23 protein-coding genes are annotated in these 20,467 nt (G+C 53.6%); 18 read left to right on the top strand and 5 right to left on the bottom strand.

Annotated elements, in window-relative coordinates; all coding sequences use genetic code 11:
- The 5 genes from E6Q52_RS07045 to E6Q52_RS07025 all read left to right on the top strand — a co-directional run.
- Positions 1 to 472: TonB C-terminal domain-containing protein (locus E6Q52_RS07045; protein ID WP_292820355.1), on the top strand; the 472-nt coding region annotated here is incomplete at its 5' end.
- Positions 473 to 524: 52 nt separating this feature from the next.
- Positions 525 to 2,132 carry a putative porin gene (locus E6Q52_RS07040; protein WP_292820352.1) on the top strand — a complete coding sequence of 536 codons (1,608 nt, stop codon included), beginning with the start codon at positions 525 to 527 and terminating at the stop codon, positions 2,130 to 2,132.
- 8 nt (positions 2,133 to 2,140) lie between these two features.
- The gene (locus tag E6Q52_RS07035) at positions 2,141 to 2,812 is read left to right on the top strand and encodes a hypothetical protein (protein ID WP_292820349.1); all 672 of its coding nucleotides are present in this window, start codon (positions 2,141 to 2,143) and stop codon (positions 2,810 to 2,812) included.
- Positions 2,813 to 2,854: 42 nt separating this feature from the next.
- Positions 2,855 to 3,541 (top strand): CAAX prenyl protease-related protein, encoded by a 687-nt coding sequence (locus tag E6Q52_RS07030; RefSeq protein ID WP_292820346.1) that lies wholly within the window; start codon positions 2,855 to 2,857, stop codon positions 3,539 to 3,541.
- 131 nt (positions 3,542 to 3,672) lie between these two features.
- Positions 3,673 to 4,653, top strand: a complete 981-nt coding sequence (locus E6Q52_RS07025) for an EpsD family peptidyl-prolyl cis-trans isomerase (protein ID WP_292820343.1) — start codon at positions 3,673 to 3,675, stop codon at positions 4,651 to 4,653.
- Positions 4,654 to 4,751: 98 nt separating this feature from the next.
- On the opposite strand, the gene E6Q52_RS07020 is transcribed toward E6Q52_RS07025, so the two are convergent.
- The 5 genes from E6Q52_RS07020 to E6Q52_RS07000 are packed head-to-tail and all read right to left on the bottom strand — an operon-like array spanning position 4,752 to position 9,263.
- Positions 4,752 to 6,155 carry a DUF4350 domain-containing protein gene (locus E6Q52_RS07020; RefSeq protein ID WP_292820340.1) on the bottom strand — a complete coding sequence of 468 codons (1,404 nt, stop codon included), beginning with the start codon at positions 6,153 to 6,155 and terminating at the stop codon, positions 4,752 to 4,754.
- Positions 6,148 to 6,894 carry an ABC transporter permease gene (locus tag E6Q52_RS07015; protein ID WP_292820338.1) on the bottom strand — a complete coding sequence of 249 codons (747 nt, stop codon included), beginning with the start codon at positions 6,892 to 6,894 and terminating at the stop codon, positions 6,148 to 6,150. Before E6Q52_RS07015 ends, E6Q52_RS07020 begins: the two co-directional genes overlap by 8 nt.
- A 14-nt stretch (positions 6,895 to 6,908) precedes the next feature.
- On the bottom strand, positions 6,909 to 7,541 hold the full coding sequence (locus E6Q52_RS07010; RefSeq protein ID WP_292820336.1) for a response regulator transcription factor: 633 nt from the start codon (positions 7,539 to 7,541) through the stop codon (positions 6,909 to 6,911).
- Between the two features lie 14 nt (positions 7,542 to 7,555).
- Positions 7,556 to 7,909: a hypothetical protein gene (locus E6Q52_RS07005; RefSeq protein ID WP_292820334.1), complete on the bottom strand. Its 354-nt coding sequence runs from the start codon at positions 7,907 to 7,909 to the stop codon at positions 7,556 to 7,558.
- Positions 7,896 to 9,263, bottom strand: coding sequence for a sensor histidine kinase (locus tag E6Q52_RS07000; RefSeq protein ID WP_292820332.1), 1,368 nt, complete (start codon positions 9,261 to 9,263; stop codon positions 7,896 to 7,898). Before E6Q52_RS07000 ends, E6Q52_RS07005 begins: the two co-directional genes overlap by 14 nt.
- Before the next feature lie 320 nt (positions 9,264 to 9,583).
- Between E6Q52_RS07000 and E6Q52_RS06995 the strand changes: the two genes are divergently transcribed.
- The 13 genes from E6Q52_RS06995 to E6Q52_RS06935 all read left to right on the top strand — a co-directional run bounded on the left by E6Q52_RS06995 (position 9,584) and on the right by E6Q52_RS06935 (position 20,326).
- Positions 9,584 to 11,380, top strand: a complete 1,797-nt coding sequence (locus E6Q52_RS06995; RefSeq protein ID WP_292820329.1) for a methanol/ethanol family PQQ-dependent dehydrogenase — start codon at positions 9,584 to 9,586, stop codon at positions 11,378 to 11,380.
- A 93-nt stretch (positions 11,381 to 11,473) separates the two neighbouring features.
- Positions 11,474 to 12,316: a methanol oxidation system protein MoxJ gene (gene moxJ, locus E6Q52_RS06990; RefSeq protein WP_292820326.1), complete on the top strand. Its 843-nt coding sequence runs from the start codon at positions 11,474 to 11,476 to the stop codon at positions 12,314 to 12,316.
- A 20-nt stretch (positions 12,317 to 12,336) separates the two neighbouring features.
- Positions 12,337 to 12,930 (top strand): cytochrome c(L), periplasmic, encoded by a 594-nt coding sequence (gene moxG, locus E6Q52_RS06985; protein ID WP_292820323.1) that lies wholly within the window; start codon positions 12,337 to 12,339, stop codon positions 12,928 to 12,930.
- 97 nt (positions 12,931 to 13,027) lie between these two features.
- Positions 13,028 to 13,303, top strand: a complete 276-nt coding sequence (locus E6Q52_RS06980) for a methanol dehydrogenase [cytochrome c] subunit (RefSeq protein WP_292820320.1) — start codon at positions 13,028 to 13,030, stop codon at positions 13,301 to 13,303.
- 128 nt (positions 13,304 to 13,431) lie between these two features.
- The gene (locus E6Q52_RS06975) at positions 13,432 to 14,451 is read left to right on the top strand and encodes a MoxR family ATPase (RefSeq protein WP_292820317.1); all 1,020 of its coding nucleotides are present in this window, start codon (positions 13,432 to 13,434) and stop codon (positions 14,449 to 14,451) included.
- A 14-nt stretch (positions 14,452 to 14,465) separates the two neighbouring features.
- Entirely contained in the window at positions 14,466 to 15,401 is a 936-nt protein-coding gene (locus E6Q52_RS06970; protein WP_292820361.1) for a hypothetical protein, read from the top strand.
- Positions 15,398 to 16,294 carry a hypothetical protein gene (locus tag E6Q52_RS06965; RefSeq protein ID WP_292820315.1) on the top strand — a complete coding sequence of 299 codons (897 nt, stop codon included), beginning with the start codon at positions 15,398 to 15,400 and terminating at the stop codon, positions 16,292 to 16,294. Before E6Q52_RS06970 ends, E6Q52_RS06965 begins: the two co-directional genes overlap by 4 nt.
- A 2-nt stretch (positions 16,295 to 16,296) precedes the next feature.
- Positions 16,297 to 17,328: a vWA domain-containing protein gene (locus E6Q52_RS06960; protein WP_292820313.1), complete on the top strand. Its 1,032-nt coding sequence runs from the start codon at positions 16,297 to 16,299 to the stop codon at positions 17,326 to 17,328.
- The gene (locus E6Q52_RS06955) at positions 17,316 to 17,927 is read left to right on the top strand and encodes a hypothetical protein (RefSeq protein WP_292820310.1); all 612 of its coding nucleotides are present in this window, start codon (positions 17,316 to 17,318) and stop codon (positions 17,925 to 17,927) included. Before E6Q52_RS06960 ends, E6Q52_RS06955 begins: the two co-directional genes overlap by 13 nt.
- Entirely contained in the window at positions 17,927 to 18,931 is a 1,005-nt protein-coding gene (locus tag E6Q52_RS06950) for a vWA domain-containing protein (RefSeq protein ID WP_292820307.1), read from the top strand. The genes E6Q52_RS06955 and E6Q52_RS06950 overlap by 1 nt, the downstream gene beginning before the upstream one ends.
- Positions 18,932 to 18,978: 47 nt before the next feature.
- Positions 18,979 to 19,575 carry an SRPBCC family protein gene (locus E6Q52_RS06945; protein ID WP_292820304.1) on the top strand — a complete coding sequence of 199 codons (597 nt, stop codon included), beginning with the start codon at positions 18,979 to 18,981 and terminating at the stop codon, positions 19,573 to 19,575.
- Positions 19,566 to 19,946: a hypothetical protein gene (locus tag E6Q52_RS06940; protein WP_292820302.1), complete on the top strand. Its 381-nt coding sequence runs from the start codon at positions 19,566 to 19,568 to the stop codon at positions 19,944 to 19,946. The genes E6Q52_RS06945 and E6Q52_RS06940 overlap by 10 nt, the downstream gene beginning before the upstream one ends.
- Positions 19,943 to 20,326: a thioredoxin family protein gene (locus E6Q52_RS06935; RefSeq protein ID WP_292820300.1), complete on the top strand. Its 384-nt coding sequence runs from the start codon at positions 19,943 to 19,945 to the stop codon at positions 20,324 to 20,326. The genes E6Q52_RS06940 and E6Q52_RS06935 overlap by 4 nt, the downstream gene beginning before the upstream one ends.
- Positions 20,327 to 20,467: the final 141 nt, after the last annotated feature.

The raw sequence follows: 20,467 nt of genomic DNA, 5'->3' as shown, positions 1-20,467 counted from the left end.
GCCTAAGGAGACACCAAAGGATCAGCCTAAGGAGATCAAGGCACCTGAACCCAAGCCAGCAGAGGCGCCACCTGCCGAGAACCTAAAGATGGAAGGTCCTGCCGGGGATGGGCCCAGCCCGTTTCAGGCCGGAGCAGTCAATAACGAATACAAGGGCGGTGCCGTCGCTACCATCGGTTCGGATGGCGGCGTCAAGTTTCGCTGGTATGCGGGGCTGGTGAAGTCACAGATTGAGCATGCGATTGAACGTGACAAGAAGCTGACGCAGGGCCAATACAAAATCATCGTCAGCGTCTGGTTGAAACCTAACGGGCAGTTTGAACGGTTGTCGGTTGAGCAATCGGATAGCACGCCTGAGATTGAGCAAGGCATACGGGAAGCCTTGAATGATTTACCGGCGATGCAAGAAGCGCCGCCTGAAAACATGCCTATGCCTATTCGCTTGCGGATTTCGGCCAAGAAAATGGGCTAATTGATTAATACACATCATCAATGTGAAAAACCATAACACTGTGAGTGAGGATATGCAGACTCTCAAACCATCATTAAAAAAAACAGCGCTGGCAGTATGGCTATTGCCACTCCTGGCTTCGGGCAACATTCAGGCCGGAGAGCGTGAGTCGCTGGAGCAACTGCGTGCCACGACTACCAATCTGATTGAACTTCTGGTGCAAGAAGGCGTGCTCTCCAAGCAAAAAGCCGATGCCTTGTTACAACAAGCAAGCGCCGGTGCGAAAGCGCACACGCAGCAAGCTGATTTGCAAGACGACGTGAAGGCAGAAGTGAACAAAGCCATGGATGAAAAAACGGTGCGTGTGCAATACATTCCGCAACACGTTAAGCAGGCCATGCGTGAGGAAATTGAGCATGACGTGATGGAGAAGCTCAACTATAAAGCAGGCGAGCGCCTTGGCGTACCTGAGTGGATAGATCGTATCAGTTTCCATGGCGATATCCGCTTGCGTGGCCAGGCCGATGAGTTCCCTGGCGATAATGCTGACTTCCAGGCCTTGAGTGATGACCCAACACGAGCCATGAACCTGAATAACTCCAGTGAAGAGCGCCGCCGTTCCAGGATACGTGCGCGCTTGGCGGCGGATGTGCATATTAACGACTGGTTGACGGGTGGCTTGCAATTTGTCACCGGCCAGCAAAACACGCCAGTCACACCTAACCAGACCGAAGGGATTGCGCAGGGTAAATACTTGTTTACACTGGATCGTGCCTTCTTACAGGCCAAGCTGACCGATTGGGCCACAGTCACGGGTGGCCGTTTCGCTAACCCGTTTATGTACACTGATATGTTGTGGGATCCTGACCTGGCATTTGATGGTTTTGCCGCAACATTTACACCAAAAATCAATGCGCATTGGTCCTCATTCACCACGGTGGGCGCATTCCCGATTGAAGAGGTCGAGTCTTCTTCAATCAATAAGGCAAAAGACAAATGGTTGTATTCAGCACAAACCGGCTTGAAGTGGACTGCGGATAACAAGTCCTCTGCCAAGGTTGCAGTGGCCTACCATGATTTCACCAATGTTGAAGGTAGACCTAACCCGGTGACCGGTGAGAATTATTACGATGCGACCGCCCCAATCTGGCGTCAGCGCGGGAATAACACCTTTGATATTAACGAGTTCAATGGGGGTACAACCATTATTGGCCTGGCTTCCAAGTTCGAACTGGTCAACCTGATGGCGCAGGTAGATTTGATGAATTTTGATCCGGTGCATGTGACCTTCACTGGTGACTATGTTCGCAATATCGGCTTTGATCAGCAAGAAATTCTCAAGCGCACGGGCAATCTCTATAAAAAGGAAAATGAGGGGTATAACTTCAGGCTGGACGTCGGTAACAACAGCTTTATGGGCCCATATGTACAAAACGTGATGCCACGTGAATGGCAAGTCTCTCTGGGCTATAAACGCCTGGAAGCAGATGCTGTGATGGACGGCTTTACGGACTCCAATTTCAGGCTAGGTGGCACCAATGCCAAAGGCTGGTACGTATATGGTAACTATGCCATTGATAAAAATGCCTGGATCAGCGGTCGCTACATGAGTGCAGATTCGATTAGCGGTTTGCCTTTCTCAGTCGATGTGCTGCTATTAGATTTGAATGCTCGATTCTAGGAGGCGTGATGAAACGGAATCTTGTGATCATGATGGGTATCCTGTTGCTAGGTGTGCATTGCAATGTGATGGCTGCCGACAAACAGGACAAGGCGGCCAAACGCGCAGCGATATTAATGCAAAAAATGAAGCAGGACCTGGAAGCGGAAAAGTCGGCGTTGCAAACCCAGTTTGAGCAGGAGAAAAAAGGCTTGTCGCAAGCGCTGGACCAAGCACAGAGCGCGCAAAAAACGCATTCGGCTAAATGGCAGGGCGAGGTCAGGCGCAACCAGCAGTTACAGTCGGATAACCAGAAGCTGGGACAGGAGAAAACCACGCTCTCAGCGCAGCTAGCGCAATTGCAGGCACAACTGGCCGAGCAGTCACAAAAGCTGGAAGCCATCGAGCAGCAACTCAAAGTGGCCAAAGCTGACCTGGTGACCAATGACAGCCAGCGCAAAGGCTTACTGGCTAAAGTCAGTGCCGAGCATCAGCAATTATTATCTTGCGAAGAAAAAAACAGCCGCTTATATAGCTATGGTCATGATCTGGTGAATTTATACGCGGATGCCAGCGCTTATCAGCGCTTGATGCGCGCAGAGCCGTTTTTTCAGCTCAAGCGGGTAGAACTGGAAAATATTTTACAGGCCAAGCAGACACAACTTCTGGAAAATAAAGTTGATACAATAGCTGCGCCCTGAGCGTGTTTGCCAGTGGCAGGCCTTTGATAATAGACTGGTGTGATGACTGCGCAACTGGACTCCTGGTTTACCCGGCATGAATATGCCCGCATTTACCCGTTTGCCGGGTTTATCTTATTGCTGGCGGTAGAGCCGTGGCTTGCCGCAGGCTTGGGCTGGCTAGGCATCGGCCCAGAGCCGACCTATTTATTGCGCACTGTCTGCGCCCTGTTGCTGTTGCTGTATTTCCGTCGCGACTATCGCGAGTTGTGTATCGCTCCCTCTTTTAATCAGGCGCTGATGGCTTTGCTGGCTGGCTGGCTGGTCTTTGTACTCTGGATTGCGCCTTATCCCAGCTGGCTGGGCGGGCACGAGGTGAGTCATGCGATGGCCATGCCCATGCAAAGTGGTGCGGATATTTTCTGGTTAATCTGCCGCTGGAGTGGCTCGGCATTGGTGGTGCCAGTGATCGAGGAGCTATTCTGGCGCTCTTATGTCATGCGCAGGCTGGATAGTGCGGACTTTATGTCTGTGCTGCCTGCGAAGGTGACGGCTTATGCAATTACTGTAAGTAGCGTATTATTTGCAATGGAACATCAGCTCTGGTTAGCCGGGTTGTTGGCCGGACTGGTATATGCCTGGTTATACCGTCGATTTCAGGTGCTCTGGGTGTCAATATTGGCTCACGTGACGACCAATGCCGTGCTTGGGCTATGGGTGGTGTATGGCGGTCACTGGCAGTACTGGTAAGCAGAGTGTGTTAGCATGTGTTTTGAATATTGGAGCAATACGTGCTCAAGACTCGTCCAAGGTCAGCCGTAATGAACCTAGCGTACCGTCGCAATAAAACACAAAAATACCAAAATATTTAAAGGGTGATGATGAAAAAAATTGTATTAATGGTGCCTGCACTGATGTTAGTGATGGCCGGATGTAGTAAACATGATGATGCGGCCAAAGCCGGTTCACAAGTCGTGGCCAAGGTGAATGGCAGTGAAATTACCGTGCATCAATTGAATTTTGCCTTGTCCAAACTGGGCAAGCTGGATCAGACACAAATCAAGGCTGCCTCTGAAAAAGTGTTGCAGCAAATGGTCGATATGGAGCTGCTCAAGCAGAAGTCTGTCGATGAAAAACTGGATCGTGATCCAAATGTCTTGCAAGTACTGGAAGCCACCAAGCAGCAGGTGTTGGCCCAGGCTTACATGCAAAAAGTGGCGGCCAAACAGGCAGCGCCCTCTGCCGATGACATCAAAAAGTTTTACGACACCCATCCTGAGTTATTCAGCGAGCGTAACGTGTACGTGATTCAGGAATTTGCGGTCAAGGATGGCAATGAGCACGCCAGCGAGATCGAAGCAGGCATTAATGCGGCAAAAACAGCCGATGATCTGGCCAAGTGGTTAAAAGACAATAACTACATTTTTAGTGCCAATGCCAGCCGCAAAGCCGCAGAGCAATTGCCTTTAGAGCTACTGAAAAAGCTGAACACCTTGAAAGCAGGCGATACGCTGGTGGTGAAAAGCCCACAAGCGCTGGTGCTGTTATTCCTGGCCAAAGTCGACCGCCAACCGGTGGACCTGGAAAAAGCTAAACCGGTGATCCAGCAGTTCCTGGTCAATTCTAATCAGCAAACGGTGATTAAGAATGAAGTGGCTGCTTTGCGTAAAGACGCCAAAGTTGAGTTCTATGGTGACTTTTCAAAACTGACCCTGGATAGCAACGCGCCAACGGCGCCAGCCGTGCCTGCTGCCCCAGCTGAGGCCAACCCGGAGTCAGCGGTGGCTTCGCCAGTGTCTGAAACCACTGAGCCGCCAGCGCATCATAATCAAGCGATTGAAAAAGGCTTGTCTGGTTTGTAATTCAGCCAGCAACCTTGATAAAAACCCCGGCTTGCCGGGGTTTTTTATTGTCCTATGTCTGCGCTAATGACGATAAAAAAGATCGATTTAAAAAGAAACTAATCACGTAGCTTTCTACGCCAACGTAGCCAGCCTGCCCATAACAGCAGGGCTGGCAGGCCAAACTGAAAGCTGTTAAACAACACCATCAACCAGGTTTGCGTGGTAGGCAGGGCTATCACGCTGTCGCGTAGCGGGCTCACAGGCAAGCTGACGCTGGGCTGGTTATTGACCACCCATTGCAGGCTTTGCATGGTCAGGGCCAGATTGCCGCCACGCTGTAACTGCGCATTGGTAAAAAACTGCTGACTGCCGATGATGACAATACGTTGCCGTTCACCGCTGGCACGGTCTTTTTCTAAGGCCAGCATGACGGTGGCTGGGCCTTGAGTGTCGGTTTGCGGGTTAAACACCGGCAAAGTGACCGGGTGCGCAGGCTGGTAGCTGGCGCTGACCCAGCCATGTTCAGCCACGGCGACCAGCGGCAGTACCCGCCATGGGTCGCCCGCTTGACGTGGCCGTTGAATGGCATGCGCGTTGTCAAAAAACGTGCGCAGGGCAAAGTCCTGCGTCGGGCCATGTGCGGCGTAGCGTTGTGTACTTAAGGTGTGCAGGGGAATCTCAAACTGACGATTGACCGGGTCAATAATCATCCCTTGGCTGATGGTGAGCCCGAGTTGTGTTGCCAACGTGTCCAGGCCTTGCTGCTGCGGGCGATCGACTAGCCACACCAGATTGCCGCCTTGCTGGAGATGGGCTTGAATGGCTGCGCCTTGTGCTGCGGTATATGGCTGGGTGGCCCCAGCGAGGACTAAGGTGGCTAATGATGCCTGTTTGCCGGACAAGCTTGAGATTGAAGCGCTGCTCGATATGCGTATGCCTGCCGCTTGCAGCGCTTGTCCCAGTTGGCTGGCACCCTGGCTGGTGGTGTCTTGCAGAGCGGACTCACCATTGCCGTTGGCAAATAGTAGCGGGGCACGCGACCCGTGTTGTAGTTGCAGTAGCACATTGGTCAACGCTTCTTCTGTGTAAGGCAAATACAGATGTTGCTGTTGATCGCGATAGCGAATGACCATCTCGCCTTCTTTTTTGATCTGCCACTCGCGTGCCATGGTCGGTGCCGTGGCCGGGTCGACGAATTGCAGTTGCAGGTTGGGGTGCAGGTGTTGATAGCGCTGTATCAGGGCGGTGATCGACTTTCTAAAATAGCGGCCTTTGTATGGGCTGTTGCTGCAAAAGGCGGTGATTTCTATGCGATCAGGTAATTGCTTGAGCACTTGTATGCTGGGCGCAGACAAGGTATTTCGGTGATTGTGGGTGGTGTCCGCCGTGAGACTAAACTGCCAGGCGCACCAGCCCAGTATGAGCGTGACTAGCAGCAATGCAGGCACTACCAGCCGGTGCTGCCACCATGCGGCTGAAAACGCGAACGATAGCCTGCGTAAAGGGTTGGTATTAGCCATAGAGTCGGTCTGCGTGTAAGCGGCGAATAGAAAGCAATATAAAAAACACGGCAAACAGCACAAAAAACAGCACGTCGTAACTGTTAAGCATGCCTAGGGCAAATTGGCGGTAATGTTGCATCAGTGACAGGTCGTGAAATAGCGCCTGACGATCATCACTAAAAAACTTGTCCAGCAACAGGCAGATGGTTAATGCTGTCAGGCTACAAAATGCCGCCAGAATCGGGTTAGCTGTCAGGCAGGAGACATACAGCCCGAGCGCGCTGCTGGCGACCACCAGCAACCACAGCCCCAAGGCGTTGGTCAGCAAATAGGGCAGGTCAATTTCGGCCCAGGGCAGCAGCAGGGCAATCATGACTACCATGCTGACAATCAGCACGCTGAGATAACTGACGATGCCCAGCAGTTTGCCCAGCACCAACTCGCTCATGCTCAATGGCGCGCTCATGAGCAGCACCATGGTCTGGTTTTTGCGCTCTTCGCTGATCAGTTTCATGCTCACCAGCGGCACCACAAACAGCATGAGTACCGCCGCGACGCCAAACACGCCTTCGGCCATAAACTGAGTCAGGCCGATGCGTTGCACCTGCCATTGCGCACTCTGCATCATTTCAAAATACTGGTTAAAACTTAAACTGTAGTAGGTGCCGACGATGGCCTGAAAAATGGCCAGCACCAGCCAGCCCATGGGCGTGGCAAACAGGCTGCGCAGTTCTTTGCGGGCGATGATGGTAATCACACGAGGCTCCGCCGCTAGAGGCCTTTGATAATGCCAAAGCGCACGGCAATATGGACAACCTGGCCGGTGGTTTCCACGCCCAGTTTTTGCCGCACGCTGGTTTGAATATTGGCCACGGTTTTATAGCCGATATGCATGCCCTTGGCGATGGCCGCCAACGCTTCGCCCTGGGCAATCCGCCTGAACACCTCAAACTCGCGCGGTGACAGTTTCTGGATCGGATTTTCCTGGCTTTCCAGATGGTACATAGAAAGACTTTGTGCCAGCTCGTTATTGATGTAACGCCCGCCTTTGAGAATCTTTTGCACAGCTTCCAGCACCACTTCTGGCGGCTCGGTTTTGGTTACATAGCCACGTGCGCCAGCCTGAATCGCGCGTGTGGCGTAGATACAGTCATCATGCATGCTAAAAATCAGCACCCGCATCTGTGGTTTGCGATGCAAAATGCGTTTCAGGGTTTCCAGACCGCCGATGCCGGGCATATCCAGGTCTAAAATCAGCAGGTCAGGATGGTTTTTTTCGACCAGCAGGCAAGCTTCTTCACCACTCAGCGCATCGGTTGAAACCTGGTGATTGGCTTGCTCTAGCATGGTGCGCAGACCTTGCCTGAGCATGGCATGGTCGTCCGCGATCATTACTTTTGCCATGGATGACGTACGCCTTACTTTTTATTTGCAAAGGTGATGTTCACGCATTTGTCATTAGCAAAGGTGAGCTCAGCAGTATTAAAAAACTTGTTCGGTGCATATTGGATTTTGCCGCGGTAATACCACATCTCAATCTGCTCGCCTGCGCCCGGGGCCGCTTGCTGTTGTTGCTGCAAAATCTGGTCGGCATTGTGTGGTTTGACTGCTACCTCTTTTTTGACGGGTTTGCCCAGTTGCTCTTCGACAAACTGCCGCGATTGGCCGCTATAGGCTTGCAAAAAGGGTTGTTCTTCGGTTTGCAGGTCTTTGGCTGCCAATGCCAGTGGCATCATCAATGCGATCAGGCCCAGCCAGTTAATGGGTTGCATAGTCGTTTACTCCCGGGTTGGATAATAAGGATGCGGCAGGGCGTGCCTGCTTGCTCGTATTGAGTGGCAGCAGCCCGGTAATCAGGGTGCCCGCTTGTAAACCACTCATCAGTTTAAAGCTGCCTTGCAGCGATTCTATACGCTCACGCATTCCAACCAGGCCCACGCCCTCGGTGGCTAGCCCGGTGTCCATGCCTTGGCCGTTGTCACGGATTTCAATTTGCAGCAGGGATTTATCGTGGCGCTTAATGATATGAATATCTATCCACACCTCGCTGGCCTGGGCATGACGCGCAATATTGGTCAGCGCTTCTTGCACCACCCTAAAAGCAACAATGTTGGTGTCTTCGTTTAACGTCTGTTCGCCGATATCCAGCGCCAGGTGGCAATCGACCTGCGGATTGAGTTTTTTCCAGTCATTGACCAGGCGCTCCACCGCGCCAATCAAGCCCAGCGAATCCAGCGCCGGTGGCCGCAAATGCTTGATCAAGGCGCGGATAGACTGCTGCACATGCTGGGTGTTAGAGGCAATTCTGACGGCAATCACGTGCGCTTGCTCCGGGTTGCTCTTTTGCAGCGTGAGCGCGTCCATGCGGATCGCGGTCAGGTATTGGCCGGTTTCGTCATGAATCTCGCTGGCAATGTATTTGCGCTCCTGCTCTTGCATCTGCATGGCATGGCGCGCCAGCACGCGGTTTTCTTTCAAGGTGCGTTCCAGGTCGAGTTCGACCAGGCATTGCTCGGTCATGTCGACCAAATAACCATGTATTTGTGCCGGTTTGCGCTCTACCGCAGGCACATAGACAAAACGGGCACCGACATAACAGGGCAGGCCGTCTGGTCGGCGGATTTGCAATTTATTGAAGTTGAGTTCGAGGTGATATTGCAGTTGCGAAACAAAGGTCGGCCAGTCAAATGAAAACAGTGCGCAGGCATTATTGTCATCTTCTAATGGGCGGCAGATACGGTCAAAGGCACGGTTGTGCATGCCGATATTGCCGTCAACGTCCAGCACAACATTGCCCGTCAGGTCGCCATCAAATAATGTTTTATACAGTTGCTGGCTACTGCTCAGTTGGGCTTCGGTACGTTTTCTGTGCTGGATTTCGAGATGAATCTCCCGCATGCGGCGCTGGCTGAACCAGACACTCAATAACACAAACACAAACAAGGTCAGTGGGACTTCATCCAGCTGCGCATATTCATAGGTGAGTAGCCAGGCATTGACACGTTCGGCCAGGTCAAATGCAGACGCGCTGACAAAGGTCAGCACCACGCCCGTCATCACAATGAGCGTGTCCTGACTGGCCCGGCTGAGTTTGCCGAGTTTGTGAATGGCAGCAATGACTGGCATAGATCGTTGATAAGAATGCATGACTGAAGTGACCAAACGCTTGAAAGCTTTGTTGCGGCAACCATAGAGCTGCCGACGTGTGTAAACCTGCGCTGCTTTAATAAGACTGCGCAACTATAGACCACATCTCGCGCGAACACCCCGTGAAAGATTCCCGTTGTTGGCTGGTTTGCGCGGATGAATTCTTGAATCCATCAAAGGGAATCTTTCATCTATTGTGAATGTTACAAATTATTAACAATTTCGGTCGTGAAGTTTGGCATTCGGGGGGATGTCTGCGACACCACGTGAAACGCATTCTCAAAAGATTAGGAGATCCTATGAAAGTATCATCATCTAGCGCCATTGTGAGCGCTTTGGTCGGAGGCTTGTTCGCAAGTATTTCTGGCTTAGCCATGGCAGATGCAGACCTGGACAAGCAGGTGAATACAGCCGGTGCTTGGCCAATTGCAACGGGTGGCTACTACAGCCAGCACAACAGTCCGCTGGCACAAATTAACAAATCCAACGTTAAAAACGTCAAAGCAGCCTGGTCATTTTCAACGGGTGTCTTGAATGGTCACGAAGGTGCGCCATTGGTCATCGGTGACATGATGTATGTGCACTCCGCTTTTCCAAACAATACTTATGCGCTGAATCTGAACGATCCAGGCAAGATTGTCTGGCAACACAAGCCTAAGCAAGATGCTTCCACCAAAGCCGTGATGTGCTGTGACGTGGTTGACCGTGGTCTGGCTTACGGCGCGGGGCAAATTGTTAAAAAACAAGCCAACGGTCACTTGCTGGCGTTGGATGCCAAAACTGGCAAAATCAACTGGGAAGTAGAAGTGTGTGATCCAAAAGTGGGTTCAACACTGACACAAGCGCCTTTTGTGGCTAAAGACACGGTATTGATGGGGTGTTCAGGTGCTGAGCTGGGTGTACGTGGTGCTGTGAACGCCTTTGACCTGAAAACAGGTGAATTGAAATGGCGTGCATTTGCAACCGGTTCTGATGACTCTGTTCGCCTGGCCAAAGACTTCAACAGTGCAAACCCACATTACGGTCAATTCGGCCTGGGGACTAAAACCTGGGAAGGCGATGCCTGGAAAATTGGTGGCGGTACCAACTGGGGTTGGTATGCCTATGACCCTAAATTGAACCTGTTCTACTACGGTTCAGGTAACCCGGCCCCATGGAACGAAACCATGCGTCCTGGCGACAACAAGTGGACGATGACCATCTGGGGTCGTGACCTCGACACCGGCATGGCGAAATGGGGCTACCAAAAAACGCCGCATGATGAGTGGGACTTTGCTGGTGTGAACCAGATGGTGCTGACTGATCAACCAGTCAACGGCAAAATGACGCCGCTGCTGAGCCACATCGACCGTAACGGTATCTTGTACACACTGAACCGCGAAAACGGCAACCTGATCGTGGCTGAAAAAGTGGACCCGGCTGTCAACGTGTTCAAAAAAGTGGACCTGAAAACTGGGACACCAGTCCGTGACCCGGAATTCGCGACACGTATGGACCATAAAGGCACCAACATTTGTCCATCCGCGATGGGCTTCCACAACCAGGGTGTTGACTCTTACGATCCAGAAAGCCGCACCTTGTACGCTGGCCTGAACCACATTTGTATGGATTGGGAGCCGTTCATGCTGCCATACCGTGCCGGTCAGTTCTTCGTTGGTGCAACGCTGGCGATGTACCCTGGCCCGAACGGCCCAACCAAGAAAGAAATGGGTCAGATTCGTGCATTTGACCTGACCACTGGTAAAGCTAAATGGACTAAGTGGGAGAAATTCGCGGCTTGGGGCGGTACTTTGTACACCAAAGGTGGCCTGGTTTGGTATGCAACGCTGGATGGTTACCTGAAAGCCTTGGATAACAAAGACGGTAAAGAGCTGTGGAACTTCAAGATGCCATCTGGTGGTATCGGATCGCCAATGACTTACTCCTTTAAAGGCAAGCAATACATCGGCAGCATGTACGGTGTTGGCGGCTGGCCTGGCGTGGGTCTGGTGTTTGACCTGACAGACCCGAGTGCTGGTTTGGGTGCGGTGGGTGCGTTCAGAGAACTGCAAAACCACACACAAATGGGCGGTGGCCTGATGGTGTTCAGCCTGTAATCCATACAGTGAACCTGTTGATGTAGTGATCAGGGTGACCGTCAGCCGCCAGGCCGGTTGGTCACCCTGCCTCTAGCACGGAGAAGAGAACAAATGTTTCCTGAAGTAAAAAAATCCAACCTGACATGGTTGAGTCTATGTTTATCCGTGACGCTCAGTGTGTTTGCCTTGCCAACACTGGCGGCCAATACCTTGAATATTTGTGCCGGTAAATCCGAGCTGCCTTTTTCTAACGACCAGAAACAAGGCTTTGAAAACAAGATTGCAACGGTGATTGGCAAAGCCTTAAATTTGCCAGTCACTTATTTCTGGTGGACCAATCCACTCACGCTGCAAAAAGATATGGAGGAAGGCAAGTGCGATGTGCTCATCGGCACCGACCCCAATGACACGCGTGTGCTGGTCACCAAACCTTATTACCGTTCTGGCTACGTGTTTATCACCCGCCAGGACCGCGAAATTGATGTCACCGCCTGGGATCACCCCTATCTGAAAGAAAAGAATTTTCGTATTGGCGTGATGCCGGACAGCCCGGGTAAAAACATGTTGCTGCAAATCAACCGCTTTGACGACATGTTTGACTACTTCACCGAAATCCAGAATTTTCAATCGACGCGTAACCGTTACATCCACGTGGAGCCTTCACGCCTGGTGAATGACGTCGCCAGCATGCATTTGCATATGGCCATGCTGTGGGCGCCCGAGGCAGCGCGTTATGTGCGTGCGTCTGACGTGCCACTGAAAATGGTGATGGTGGATGACACCGCACAAAAAACCAATGGCGAAAAAATCCCCATGCACTACAACGTGGTGATGGGGGTGAACAAGCAACGCCCGGAACTGTTAGAGGCGCTGAATCGTGTCATTGATGCCAACGGCGCTGAAATTACCGCCATCCTCAAGGATGAAGGTATCCCCTTGCTTCCTGTTAATTAATCAAGTGTTTGGAGTTTGAATTGAAAGAATCTCAACAACCGCAATCGCGCCGCATGAAACCACAACTGGCCATAGCCTTGGGCGTCTCTGGCCTGGTGATGGCGGCTTTTCTGACGGTGGCTTGTGCCAAAGATGAATCTGCTGGCAATGCGGATAGTGCCGCCAAGCCAGCGCCGGTGCAGGTTGCATTGAAAGACGGCCCCGCGCTGGAGTTTCGCGGCACGCTGTCGGGAGATGTGCTGGACCTGACGCCGATGGAAGGCGAAACCTTTACGCCTGAAGCCAAGCATTTTATGGCGACAGGTGAAAACCCGTACAAAGGCAACCCGGAAGAGGTTAAAAAAGGCTACACCATTTTCTCAACCGCCTGCTCTGGTTGCCATGGCCACCTGGCTGAAGGCAAGTTAGGCCCGGCGCTGGCGGATGATTACTGGACGTATCCTAAAAACGAGACCGATAAAGGTATTTTTGAAACGATTTATGGCGGTGCCGCTGGCATGATGGGCCCGCAACAAGGCCGGATGACGGTGGATGAAATCCTGCATGTGATTGCCTGGATTCGCCATCAGGCCGAAGAAAACCTGAAAAACGGTGGCGCTGCGCCGCACGGCTAAGCCGCTTAGGCACAACAGATTTTCGGGTGGTTAGGCTGGTGGGCCACGCGTTAATTTAAAACAATACACCAGCTAATTTGTGATGAAGGAGAAAGTGATGAAACACGTACTGACATTACTGGCGTTGGCCAGTGTGTTTGCAGTGTCCAATCAGGCTCTGGCTTATGACGGTCAAAACTGTAAAGAGCCAGGTAACTGCTGGGAAAACAAACCCGGCTATCCGGAAAAAATTGCGGGTTCTAAATATGACCCAAAACATGATCCGGTTGAGCTTAACAAGCAAGAGGAGTCCATCAAAGCGATGGATGCACGCAATGCAAAACGTATTGCGAATGCCAAGTCCAGCGGCAATTTCGTGTTTGACGTGAAGTAATCTTAATTCCCCCCAGGAAACTGACATCGTTTCCGGTGTCAGTTTCGTTTCCCTTGTGGATGTGGCAATCCGGTGTCGACGGTCATCCGTCGGTAGTGGCTTGCTTCATTCTGAATCATGGATCGTGTATGCAAAAACAAATAGAGTTGTCAGGGTGGCGTCAGCGCGCACTGGCGTTTGAACAAGCGTTAAATCAGGTCGTCCTCGGTATGCCAGCACAGGTGCGAGCACTGACAATCGCTATCTTTTCGCGTGGCCACGTGCTGCTAGAAGGTGATGTCGGGGTTGGTAAAACCACCTTGCTGCGCGCGGCAGCGCAACTTTTGGGCGGCGGCTACCAGCGCATTGAAGGCGCGATTGACCTGATGCCGAGTGACTTTCTTTACCATGCCTACATCAATGAGCAAGGGCAGGCGGCAGTTAAGCCCGGCCCGTTATTGCAGCATGACGAAGCATTGGCTGTGTTCTTTTTTAACGAAATCAACCGCGCCAGACCACAAGCCCATGCCTTGTTTTTACGCCTGATGGCTGAGCGCTCGGTGAGTGCGTTTAACCGTGAGTATCATTTTCCGCATTTAACCGTGTTTGCTGACCGTAACCGCTTAGAGCGCGAAGAAACGTTTGAAATCCCCGCTGCGGCGCGTGACCGCTTTTTAATGGAAATTTCGATTCAGGCGCCTGACGCGCGTGAGCTGCAACGTGCGCTGATGTTTGATACGCGTTTTTACGACGTGGACGCCTTGATAGGCGAATTGCCAGCCGGGCTGACCCCGTATGACCAGCTCAATGCGGTGGCAGTGGCGGTGCAAACTGCCGTGCGCGCCGAGCTGCCTTTACAGGACTATGCCGTGGAATTGTGGCGGGTGCTGAAAGACCCGCTGGCGGCAGGCATTGTGTTGCCAGACGTCGACATGAGCCGCCTGTTGGCTGGCGGTGCCAGCCCGCGTGGCATGGCGATGTTGATGCGTAGCGCCCGCACCCGTGCGTGGCTGGAAGGCCGCGATTATTTAACGCCGGACGATATCCGTGCCGTCTGGCCGTTTGTGGTGAGCCACCGTGTGTTCTTGAATGGCGCTTATGCCCTGCAGCACGCGCGTTTAGCGCCCTTGTTGCTGCAAGCGGTGCTGGATAAGGTCTCTGCGCCTTAATGGAGGCTGATGTGATGGTCTATCTTCAACACGCTGACGCCAGCCCGCCGCAGGCATTTGAGCCACGCCAGTTTTTTTACAACATACACTGGCGTGCGCACACCTATCATGCCGGGGCGACCTTAACTGCCCATCACGGCAATGGCACTGATTTTGCCGGATTTTCCTCATTACTGGCCTGCCCTGACCCCAAACGCATTGATATCCGTGCCAGTGTGCGCAGTGTGCCGCAACAATGGCTGGTCAGAACCTATTTAGAGCGCGCGGCTATTCATGTCTATGCCGTGCTGGATGTTTCAAGTTCATTATTCTTTCAGTCGACGGCCGCGCCCTCGGCAAGCACTATGCGTCAGCAACTCACCGAGTTTGTGGCGTCTTTGGCCTGGTCAGTCACGCGCCAGGGCGATGCATTTGGCTTGCGTGCGGCCAATGATACGGCGCAAGCCAGTTTGCTGCGTTTGCCCAGTGTACAACCTGGCACCGCGCAACAGGTGGCACAGCAATTGGCCGCTTACTGGCAGCAGGCCTTGGTGCACGGCCAACAACAAGGGCAGGGCGCCAGTGCGATGCCTGCAGCCATCGAATCCATAGGTGCGCAGCGGGCGCTGGTATTTTTAATCTCCGATTTTTACTGGCCAGATTCGTTGCTGCAACGCACGCTCAAGATGGCCCAACCACACGATGTGGTGCCGGTGGTGTTGCGCGACCGTGCTGCCGTGCAAGACCTGCCCGCGTTTGGCTGGGCCAGGCTGCGTGACATGGAAAGCGGTGCCGAGCGCAGCTGGATGTTACGCCGTGGCTTGCATCAACGCATTCAGGCCCATGCAGAACAACAGCAACAGGCCTTGCATCGGCAGTTAGTTAACGCTGGCACACGTGCGCCTTTATGGTTGGCGCCAGACTGGCGTGCCGAGGCGGTCAGCCGGCATTTGATGGAGACGATGGCATGAGGGTGGCAGGCAGGGTTTTATTCAGTGCAGCATTGTTATGGGGCGGCTGGCTAGCCTCTGCGATGGCGGCAGAGGCTGTCACTGCGCGCGTTGAGAGTGTCACGCGCGAGGCAGATTACACCATAGGCAGCATCGCCACCCAGCATGTCACAGTAAGGTTGCCGCTGGGGTTTGAACTCGATGCTGGCAGCTTGCCTGCGCCAGCACAAAACGAAGCCATCGAGTTGCGAAACGCGCATTGGCAAAGTGAAGACGTCAACGGGGAGCGCGTGATCCGGCTAACGATTGACTGGCAAATTTTTGTCGCGGGCGACAGCGTTAAAATCATGCCGCTTAAACCCTTGCATCTGGTGTTTAAGCAGGGTCAGCAACAGTTGATTGTAGATGTGCCAGCCGATAAGGTGATCGTCTCCAGCCTGTTGCCTTCGCGCATTGATGACGCCCATGTGCAGCTTTACCCCGATGTTGCCCCGCCTGCCTGGCCGTTGGCGCCGCAACTATGGACACTGGCAGGCTGGGCGAGCTTGTTGCTGCTGGCGTTGGCATATCTGGCCTGGGTCGCCGGGTGGATACAGCTGCCACAAGAGCGACGCATGCCTTTTCGCCAGGCGTGGCGGGCGATGCGCACGCTGGATGCCACACAGCCCGCAGTACAGTTGCAGGCCATGCGTCTGATCGTACGTGCCATGGATCAGTTTGCTGGCTATGCCGTCACGGCTGAAAACCTGCCGCGCATGTTCTCGGCGACACCAGCCCTATTGCCTTATCAACATCTCTTGCAGTCGTTTTATAGCGAGGTGCAGCAGGCGTTTTTTGCCGGTCAAACGACGACGCTGACGCTGGATGCCCTCAGGCAATTAGCCCGGCAGTTGAGTCAGTTGGAGCTGGCGTAAGCATGTGGTTTACATGGGCGCAGCCCCTTATCTCTGTTATCGGCTATGGAACCGCTTGGGGCCTCAGCCAGCACTGGCCCTTATTGCTATTGCCGTTGGCAGGATTGCCGTGGATGTTGCGCGGGCAGCCGCATTGGTTGCATCCGGCCTTGCAGGGCTTGCCGCAAGACCCGTTGTCAGTGTGGCTGGAGCGGGCTTGGAAAATCACCTTGAGTGTGTTGATGCTGGCGTTAAGCATTGCGCTGGCCAAGCCGTTTTTAAATGCACAAATGGTAGAGAAAGTTGGCCGAGGTGCGCATGTGATGATCGTGCTCGACCGCAGTGCCAGCATGAACGAGCCGTTTGTGAGCAAAGGCGATGCGCAGGCGCGGTTACCAAAAATGCAGGTGGCGAGGGATGTTTTAAAGTCGCTGGTCAAACAAGGGCAGGATGATTTAATGGGCATGGTGACATTTAGCACTTCGCCCATTTTAGCGGCGCCATTAGGCAATGACCGCGCTTATGTGCAAGCGGCGCTGGAGGCGACCGAAGCGGGTGGCATGGGCTTTACCGCCGTTGCCCGCGGCGTCGGCATGGCGCTGGACTATTTTGCTGATCAGCCTGTGACTGGCGCACGTGCGATTGTGCTGGTGTCGGATGGCGGCGCGCATCTGGATGGCAAAACACAGGATATGTTACGCGCCATGTTTATGCGTCAGCAGGCGGCCTTGTACTGGATTTACCTGCGCTCTGAAAATGGCGTCAGTCTCAAGCAAAGCCTGGCCGAAGGCGAAAATATTGATGCCTACCCTGAAGTCGCGTTGCATGAGTATTTTCAGACTTTGCATGTGCCTTATCGCATGTATGAGGCCGAAAACCCACAAGCGGTGAAAGCTGCCGTGCGCGATATCGCTAAGCTCAAAAACAAGCCTGCGCGCTATCTGCAGCCGGTTTCCAGACAAGATTTAAGTCAATACGCCTACTGGCTGGCATGGCTGGCGGCCTGCGCGCTGCTGGGGATGCTGCAACTGGAGTTGAAACAATGGCAAGCCTGAAAATTCCTTTAACCACCATGCTGCGCCGTGGCTGGCCATGGGCTGTTTTGCTGGCACTGTTAGCGCTGGTCATGCTGCTAAAGCAGGGCGTCAGCCTGTATCAGTCGTCAGTGTATCGCCATCATTTGGCGCCGCATCAACTCATAGAACAGTCCTTGCTTGGGGCGCAGCAGACACCGCAAGCGCAGTTTGCCAACGCGGTCTTTTATGACCAGCAGCGCAAGCCTGAGCTCGCATTGGCGCAATATGCGGCCGTGATTAGCCAGGTGCCAGATGCGCAGCCCTTACGCAAGCAGGCTTACTTTAACTCTGGCAATGTGTATTTGCGCACCGCGATTCGCTTGCTGGAGCAGCAGGGTTTGCCTGCCTGGGATGAGGCCGGGCCGCTGGTGGCTTTGGCCAAAGAGAGTTACCAGAAAGCGTTGCGTATAGACCCATATTGGTCTGAGGCGAAATACAACTATCACCTGGCCCTGCGTTTGGCCCCCACCACCCATGGCATGTCGGGGCCGCAGCAATATGAAGATGAGCAGATCAAAGCTGAAGAGCAGCCGAGTGGCTGGCCTGCGATGCCGGGCAACCCAAGAGGGATGCCTTGATGCAAGCTTGGCGTTTGAATACTGCGCAGGTCTGGCGCAGGCGCAGTTTGTGGCTGGTCTGTGTATTGCTCACTGTCGCCCTGTTTCGCCCACATTGGTCGCTGCCTAACCGTGTTTATGACTGGTATTTTGTGGTTGATATTACGCAAAGTATGAATGTGCAGGATTATCCGACGGCAGCTAATAGCCTCAGCCGTTTGCACATGGCCAAACAAAGCATACGCCAGGCATTGTCGGCATTGCCATGTGGCTCACGCGTGGCCTTGGGTTTGTTTACCGAGCGCAATACCGTCAACGTGGTCAAGCCGGTCGAAGTGTGCAGCCATTTTGCGGCCCTGGACCAAACCGTCGCCAACATGGATTGGCGTATGGCTTGGGCGGCCGATTCGTTTATTGCGCATGGCCTATATAACGCCCTGGAACAAACGCCCGCGCTGGGTAAGCAGATGCGCGTGATGTTTTTTACCGATGCGCAGCAAGCGCCGCCCGCCAACCCTACTTATATGCCCAAGTTTGCAGGCCAGCCTGGCCAGGTACAAGGTTATCTGGTGGGGATGGGGCAGCTGAGCCCCAGCCAGATTCCCAAACTCGATGAAAGAAATGCCGTGGCAGGCTATTGGGAGCAAGAAGAAGTGCAGCGCTTTGGCAATTTTGGCATGGCCGAAACCTTGTCGGTGCTGGCCATGGAGCAGGGGCAGCATGACCGTAATGGCGGCCATGGACCGGGCAATGCTTTGCTGAGTAACGCGCATTTATCTGCGCTGGATGCGGGTAATCTGCAACGCCTGGCGACCGAAACCGGCTTGCATGCGGTGCGGCTTGCGCACAGCGGGCAAGCCGCTGACTGGGCAACCAGCCTAGGGATGACGGCCTGGCGCTGGGCAGACACCGACTTGCGGCCATGCCTGGCGATGCTGGCAAGCGGCTTATGGCTGTTGTTTGTGCTGCTGACATATCTGCACAGTCCCTGGTTCACGCGTTTAAGCCGCTACTGGCGACGCTAATTGTGTAGGCATCTGCGTACTATCGATTTTATTAACAAGGAGTAAACATGAAGTGGTCTTTATTGGGGATAACAATGCTGTTGAGCGCGAACGTGTGGGCGCATGGGCCTACCCCGCAAAAAACAGATGAGTCCATCGCGGTGAATGCTACGGCTGAAGCCGTTTGGCAGCGTATTAGCGCGCCCTGTGCCTTGGCGCAATGGCACCCACAAGTCACCGCCTGTGAGGCTGTGGGCGACAAGCAGCAAAAAATCACCCTCAACAATGGCAAGCAGTTGCTACAAGAGATCGACGAAGTGTCTGCCGCAGACATGACGGTGGCTTACCGCTTGTCTGGCGACATTGACCTCGAAGCGCTGCCAGTGAGTTCACTCAACGGCAAGATCAAGGTTTTGGCTGATGGTAGCAACGCCAAAGTGGTGTGGACAGCCCGTTATTACCGCGCATTTACCGGCAATGAACCGCCAGCGGGGCAAGATGATGAGTCGGCCAAAACTGCCGTAGATAGTTTTGTGAAAGAGGGCTTGCAGGGCTTGAAAGAGGGCCGCCAGAACGCCGCGGCCAATCAAAGCGGCTGGCGCAAAAAAGTCTGTGCCAGTGTACGCCCTTTGTTTAAACGCATCGGGTCAACCTTGTGCGCCTAACGTATCTGGCGAGATTAGCAGCCAGCTTCTGGCTGCTGTGTGTTTGCCACACGGCGATTGCTGCCACGGAGGCTGACTGGGTCACGTTGAGCGAAACTGACGATAGCTTGTGCCTCGCCCATGGCGGCCAACTGATTTCGCTGCAACTGACCGCAGCGGCCATGACGGACCAGGTCGGTGATGTTGAGGTGTGGGTAGACCGCTGGTTTATGCAAGTGCAAACCGCAGACCATACCCGCCATGTGCTTAACGCGCAGGCGCCCGTGGCTGAGCTAGGCTGCTCGCAGAGTATTGCCGGGCCGCAACACTGGACACTGGGCGTGATTAAACGCCTGCCGCAGGCAGGCAACCCCTCTAAGGATGTGCCATGAAGACAAACAATCTCTATTCCATTGACAGCCAGGCGGCGTTTAATCAGCAGGTGGCTGGCCATGACTTTTTGGTGGTGTTGTTCACCGCGCAATGGTGTGACCCCTGCCAGACATTTGCGCCCGTGTTTGCCGACGTTGCGGCGCAAACGCCTGCCATTGCTTTTGCCACCGCCGATGTCGATGTGGCAACAGAGTTAGCCGCCAACTTTCAGGTAACGCAAGTGCCCGCGCTGATGGTGATACGTGAACGGGTGGTGGTAGATATGATGCGCGGTGCCATGCTGGCGCACGAGCTACAGCATCATCTGCGCATGTGGCAAGCCTTGGATATGTCAGCCATCAATGCCCATTTCTCGCAAAAAACCACCGCTGCAACCTGATGGCAAGGCCTGACTCAAGCGTCTTAGCCTATCCCACGTCAGCGTGAAAAAATCCCTGCTGGTTGCAGGAGACTGTCTCACGCCGCCAGACAGATAATTCCCTATAGTGAGTCATCGCTTAAAAAGCAAAAGCCAGGAGTG

The organism is Methylophilus sp. (assembly GCF_008015755.1).
In the GTDB taxonomy this organism is placed as follows: Bacteria; Pseudomonadota; Gammaproteobacteria; order Burkholderiales; family Methylophilaceae; genus Methylophilus.
Note: the sequence above shows the minus strand (reverse complement) of the source record. Positions and strands in the feature narration are given on the sequence as shown.

Coding starts and splice junctions, on each gene's coding strand:
- E6Q52_RS07040 (WP_292820352.1), top strand. CDS start 525: ATGCAGACTCTCAAACCATCATTAAAAAAAACAGCGCTGGCAGTATGG.
- E6Q52_RS07035 (WP_292820349.1), top strand. CDS start 2,141: ATGAAACGGAATCTTGTGATCATGATGGGTATCCTGTTGCTAGGTGTG.
- E6Q52_RS07030 (WP_292820346.1), top strand. CDS start 2,855: ATGACTGCGCAACTGGACTCCTGGTTTACCCGGCATGAATATGCCCGC.
- E6Q52_RS07025 (WP_292820343.1), top strand. CDS start 3,673: ATGAAAAAAATTGTATTAATGGTGCCTGCACTGATGTTAGTGATGGCC.
- E6Q52_RS07020 (WP_292820340.1), bottom strand. CDS start 6,155: ATGGCTAATACCAACCCTTTACGCAGGCTATCGTTCGCGTTTTCAGCC.
- E6Q52_RS07010 (WP_292820336.1), bottom strand. CDS start 7,541: ATGGCAAAAGTAATGATCGCGGACGACCATGCCATGCTCAGGCAAGGT.
- E6Q52_RS07005 (WP_292820334.1), bottom strand. CDS start 7,909: ATGCAACCCATTAACTGGCTGGGCCTGATCGCATTGATGATGCCACTG.
- E6Q52_RS07000 (WP_292820332.1), bottom strand. CDS start 9,263: ATGCCAGTCATTGCTGCCATTCACAAACTCGGCAAACTCAGCCGGGCC.
- E6Q52_RS06995 (WP_292820329.1), top strand. CDS start 9,584: ATGAAAGTATCATCATCTAGCGCCATTGTGAGCGCTTTGGTCGGAGGC.
- moxJ (WP_292820326.1), top strand. CDS start 11,474: ATGTTTCCTGAAGTAAAAAAATCCAACCTGACATGGTTGAGTCTATGT.
- E6Q52_RS06980 (WP_292820320.1), top strand. CDS start 13,028: ATGAAACACGTACTGACATTACTGGCGTTGGCCAGTGTGTTTGCAGTG.
- E6Q52_RS06975 (WP_292820317.1), top strand. CDS start 13,432: ATGCAAAAACAAATAGAGTTGTCAGGGTGGCGTCAGCGCGCACTGGCG.
- E6Q52_RS06970 (WP_292820361.1), top strand. CDS start 14,466: ATGGTCTATCTTCAACACGCTGACGCCAGCCCGCCGCAGGCATTTGAG.
- E6Q52_RS06965 (WP_292820315.1), top strand. CDS start 15,398: ATGAGGGTGGCAGGCAGGGTTTTATTCAGTGCAGCATTGTTATGGGGC.
- E6Q52_RS06960 (WP_292820313.1), top strand. CDS start 16,297: ATGTGGTTTACATGGGCGCAGCCCCTTATCTCTGTTATCGGCTATGGA.
- E6Q52_RS06955 (WP_292820310.1), top strand. CDS start 17,316: ATGGCAAGCCTGAAAATTCCTTTAACCACCATGCTGCGCCGTGGCTGG.
- E6Q52_RS06950 (WP_292820307.1), top strand. CDS start 17,927: ATGCAAGCTTGGCGTTTGAATACTGCGCAGGTCTGGCGCAGGCGCAGT.
- E6Q52_RS06945 (WP_292820304.1), top strand. CDS start 18,979: ATGAAGTGGTCTTTATTGGGGATAACAATGCTGTTGAGCGCGAACGTG.
- E6Q52_RS06935 (WP_292820300.1), top strand. CDS start 19,943: ATGAAGACAAACAATCTCTATTCCATTGACAGCCAGGCGGCGTTTAAT.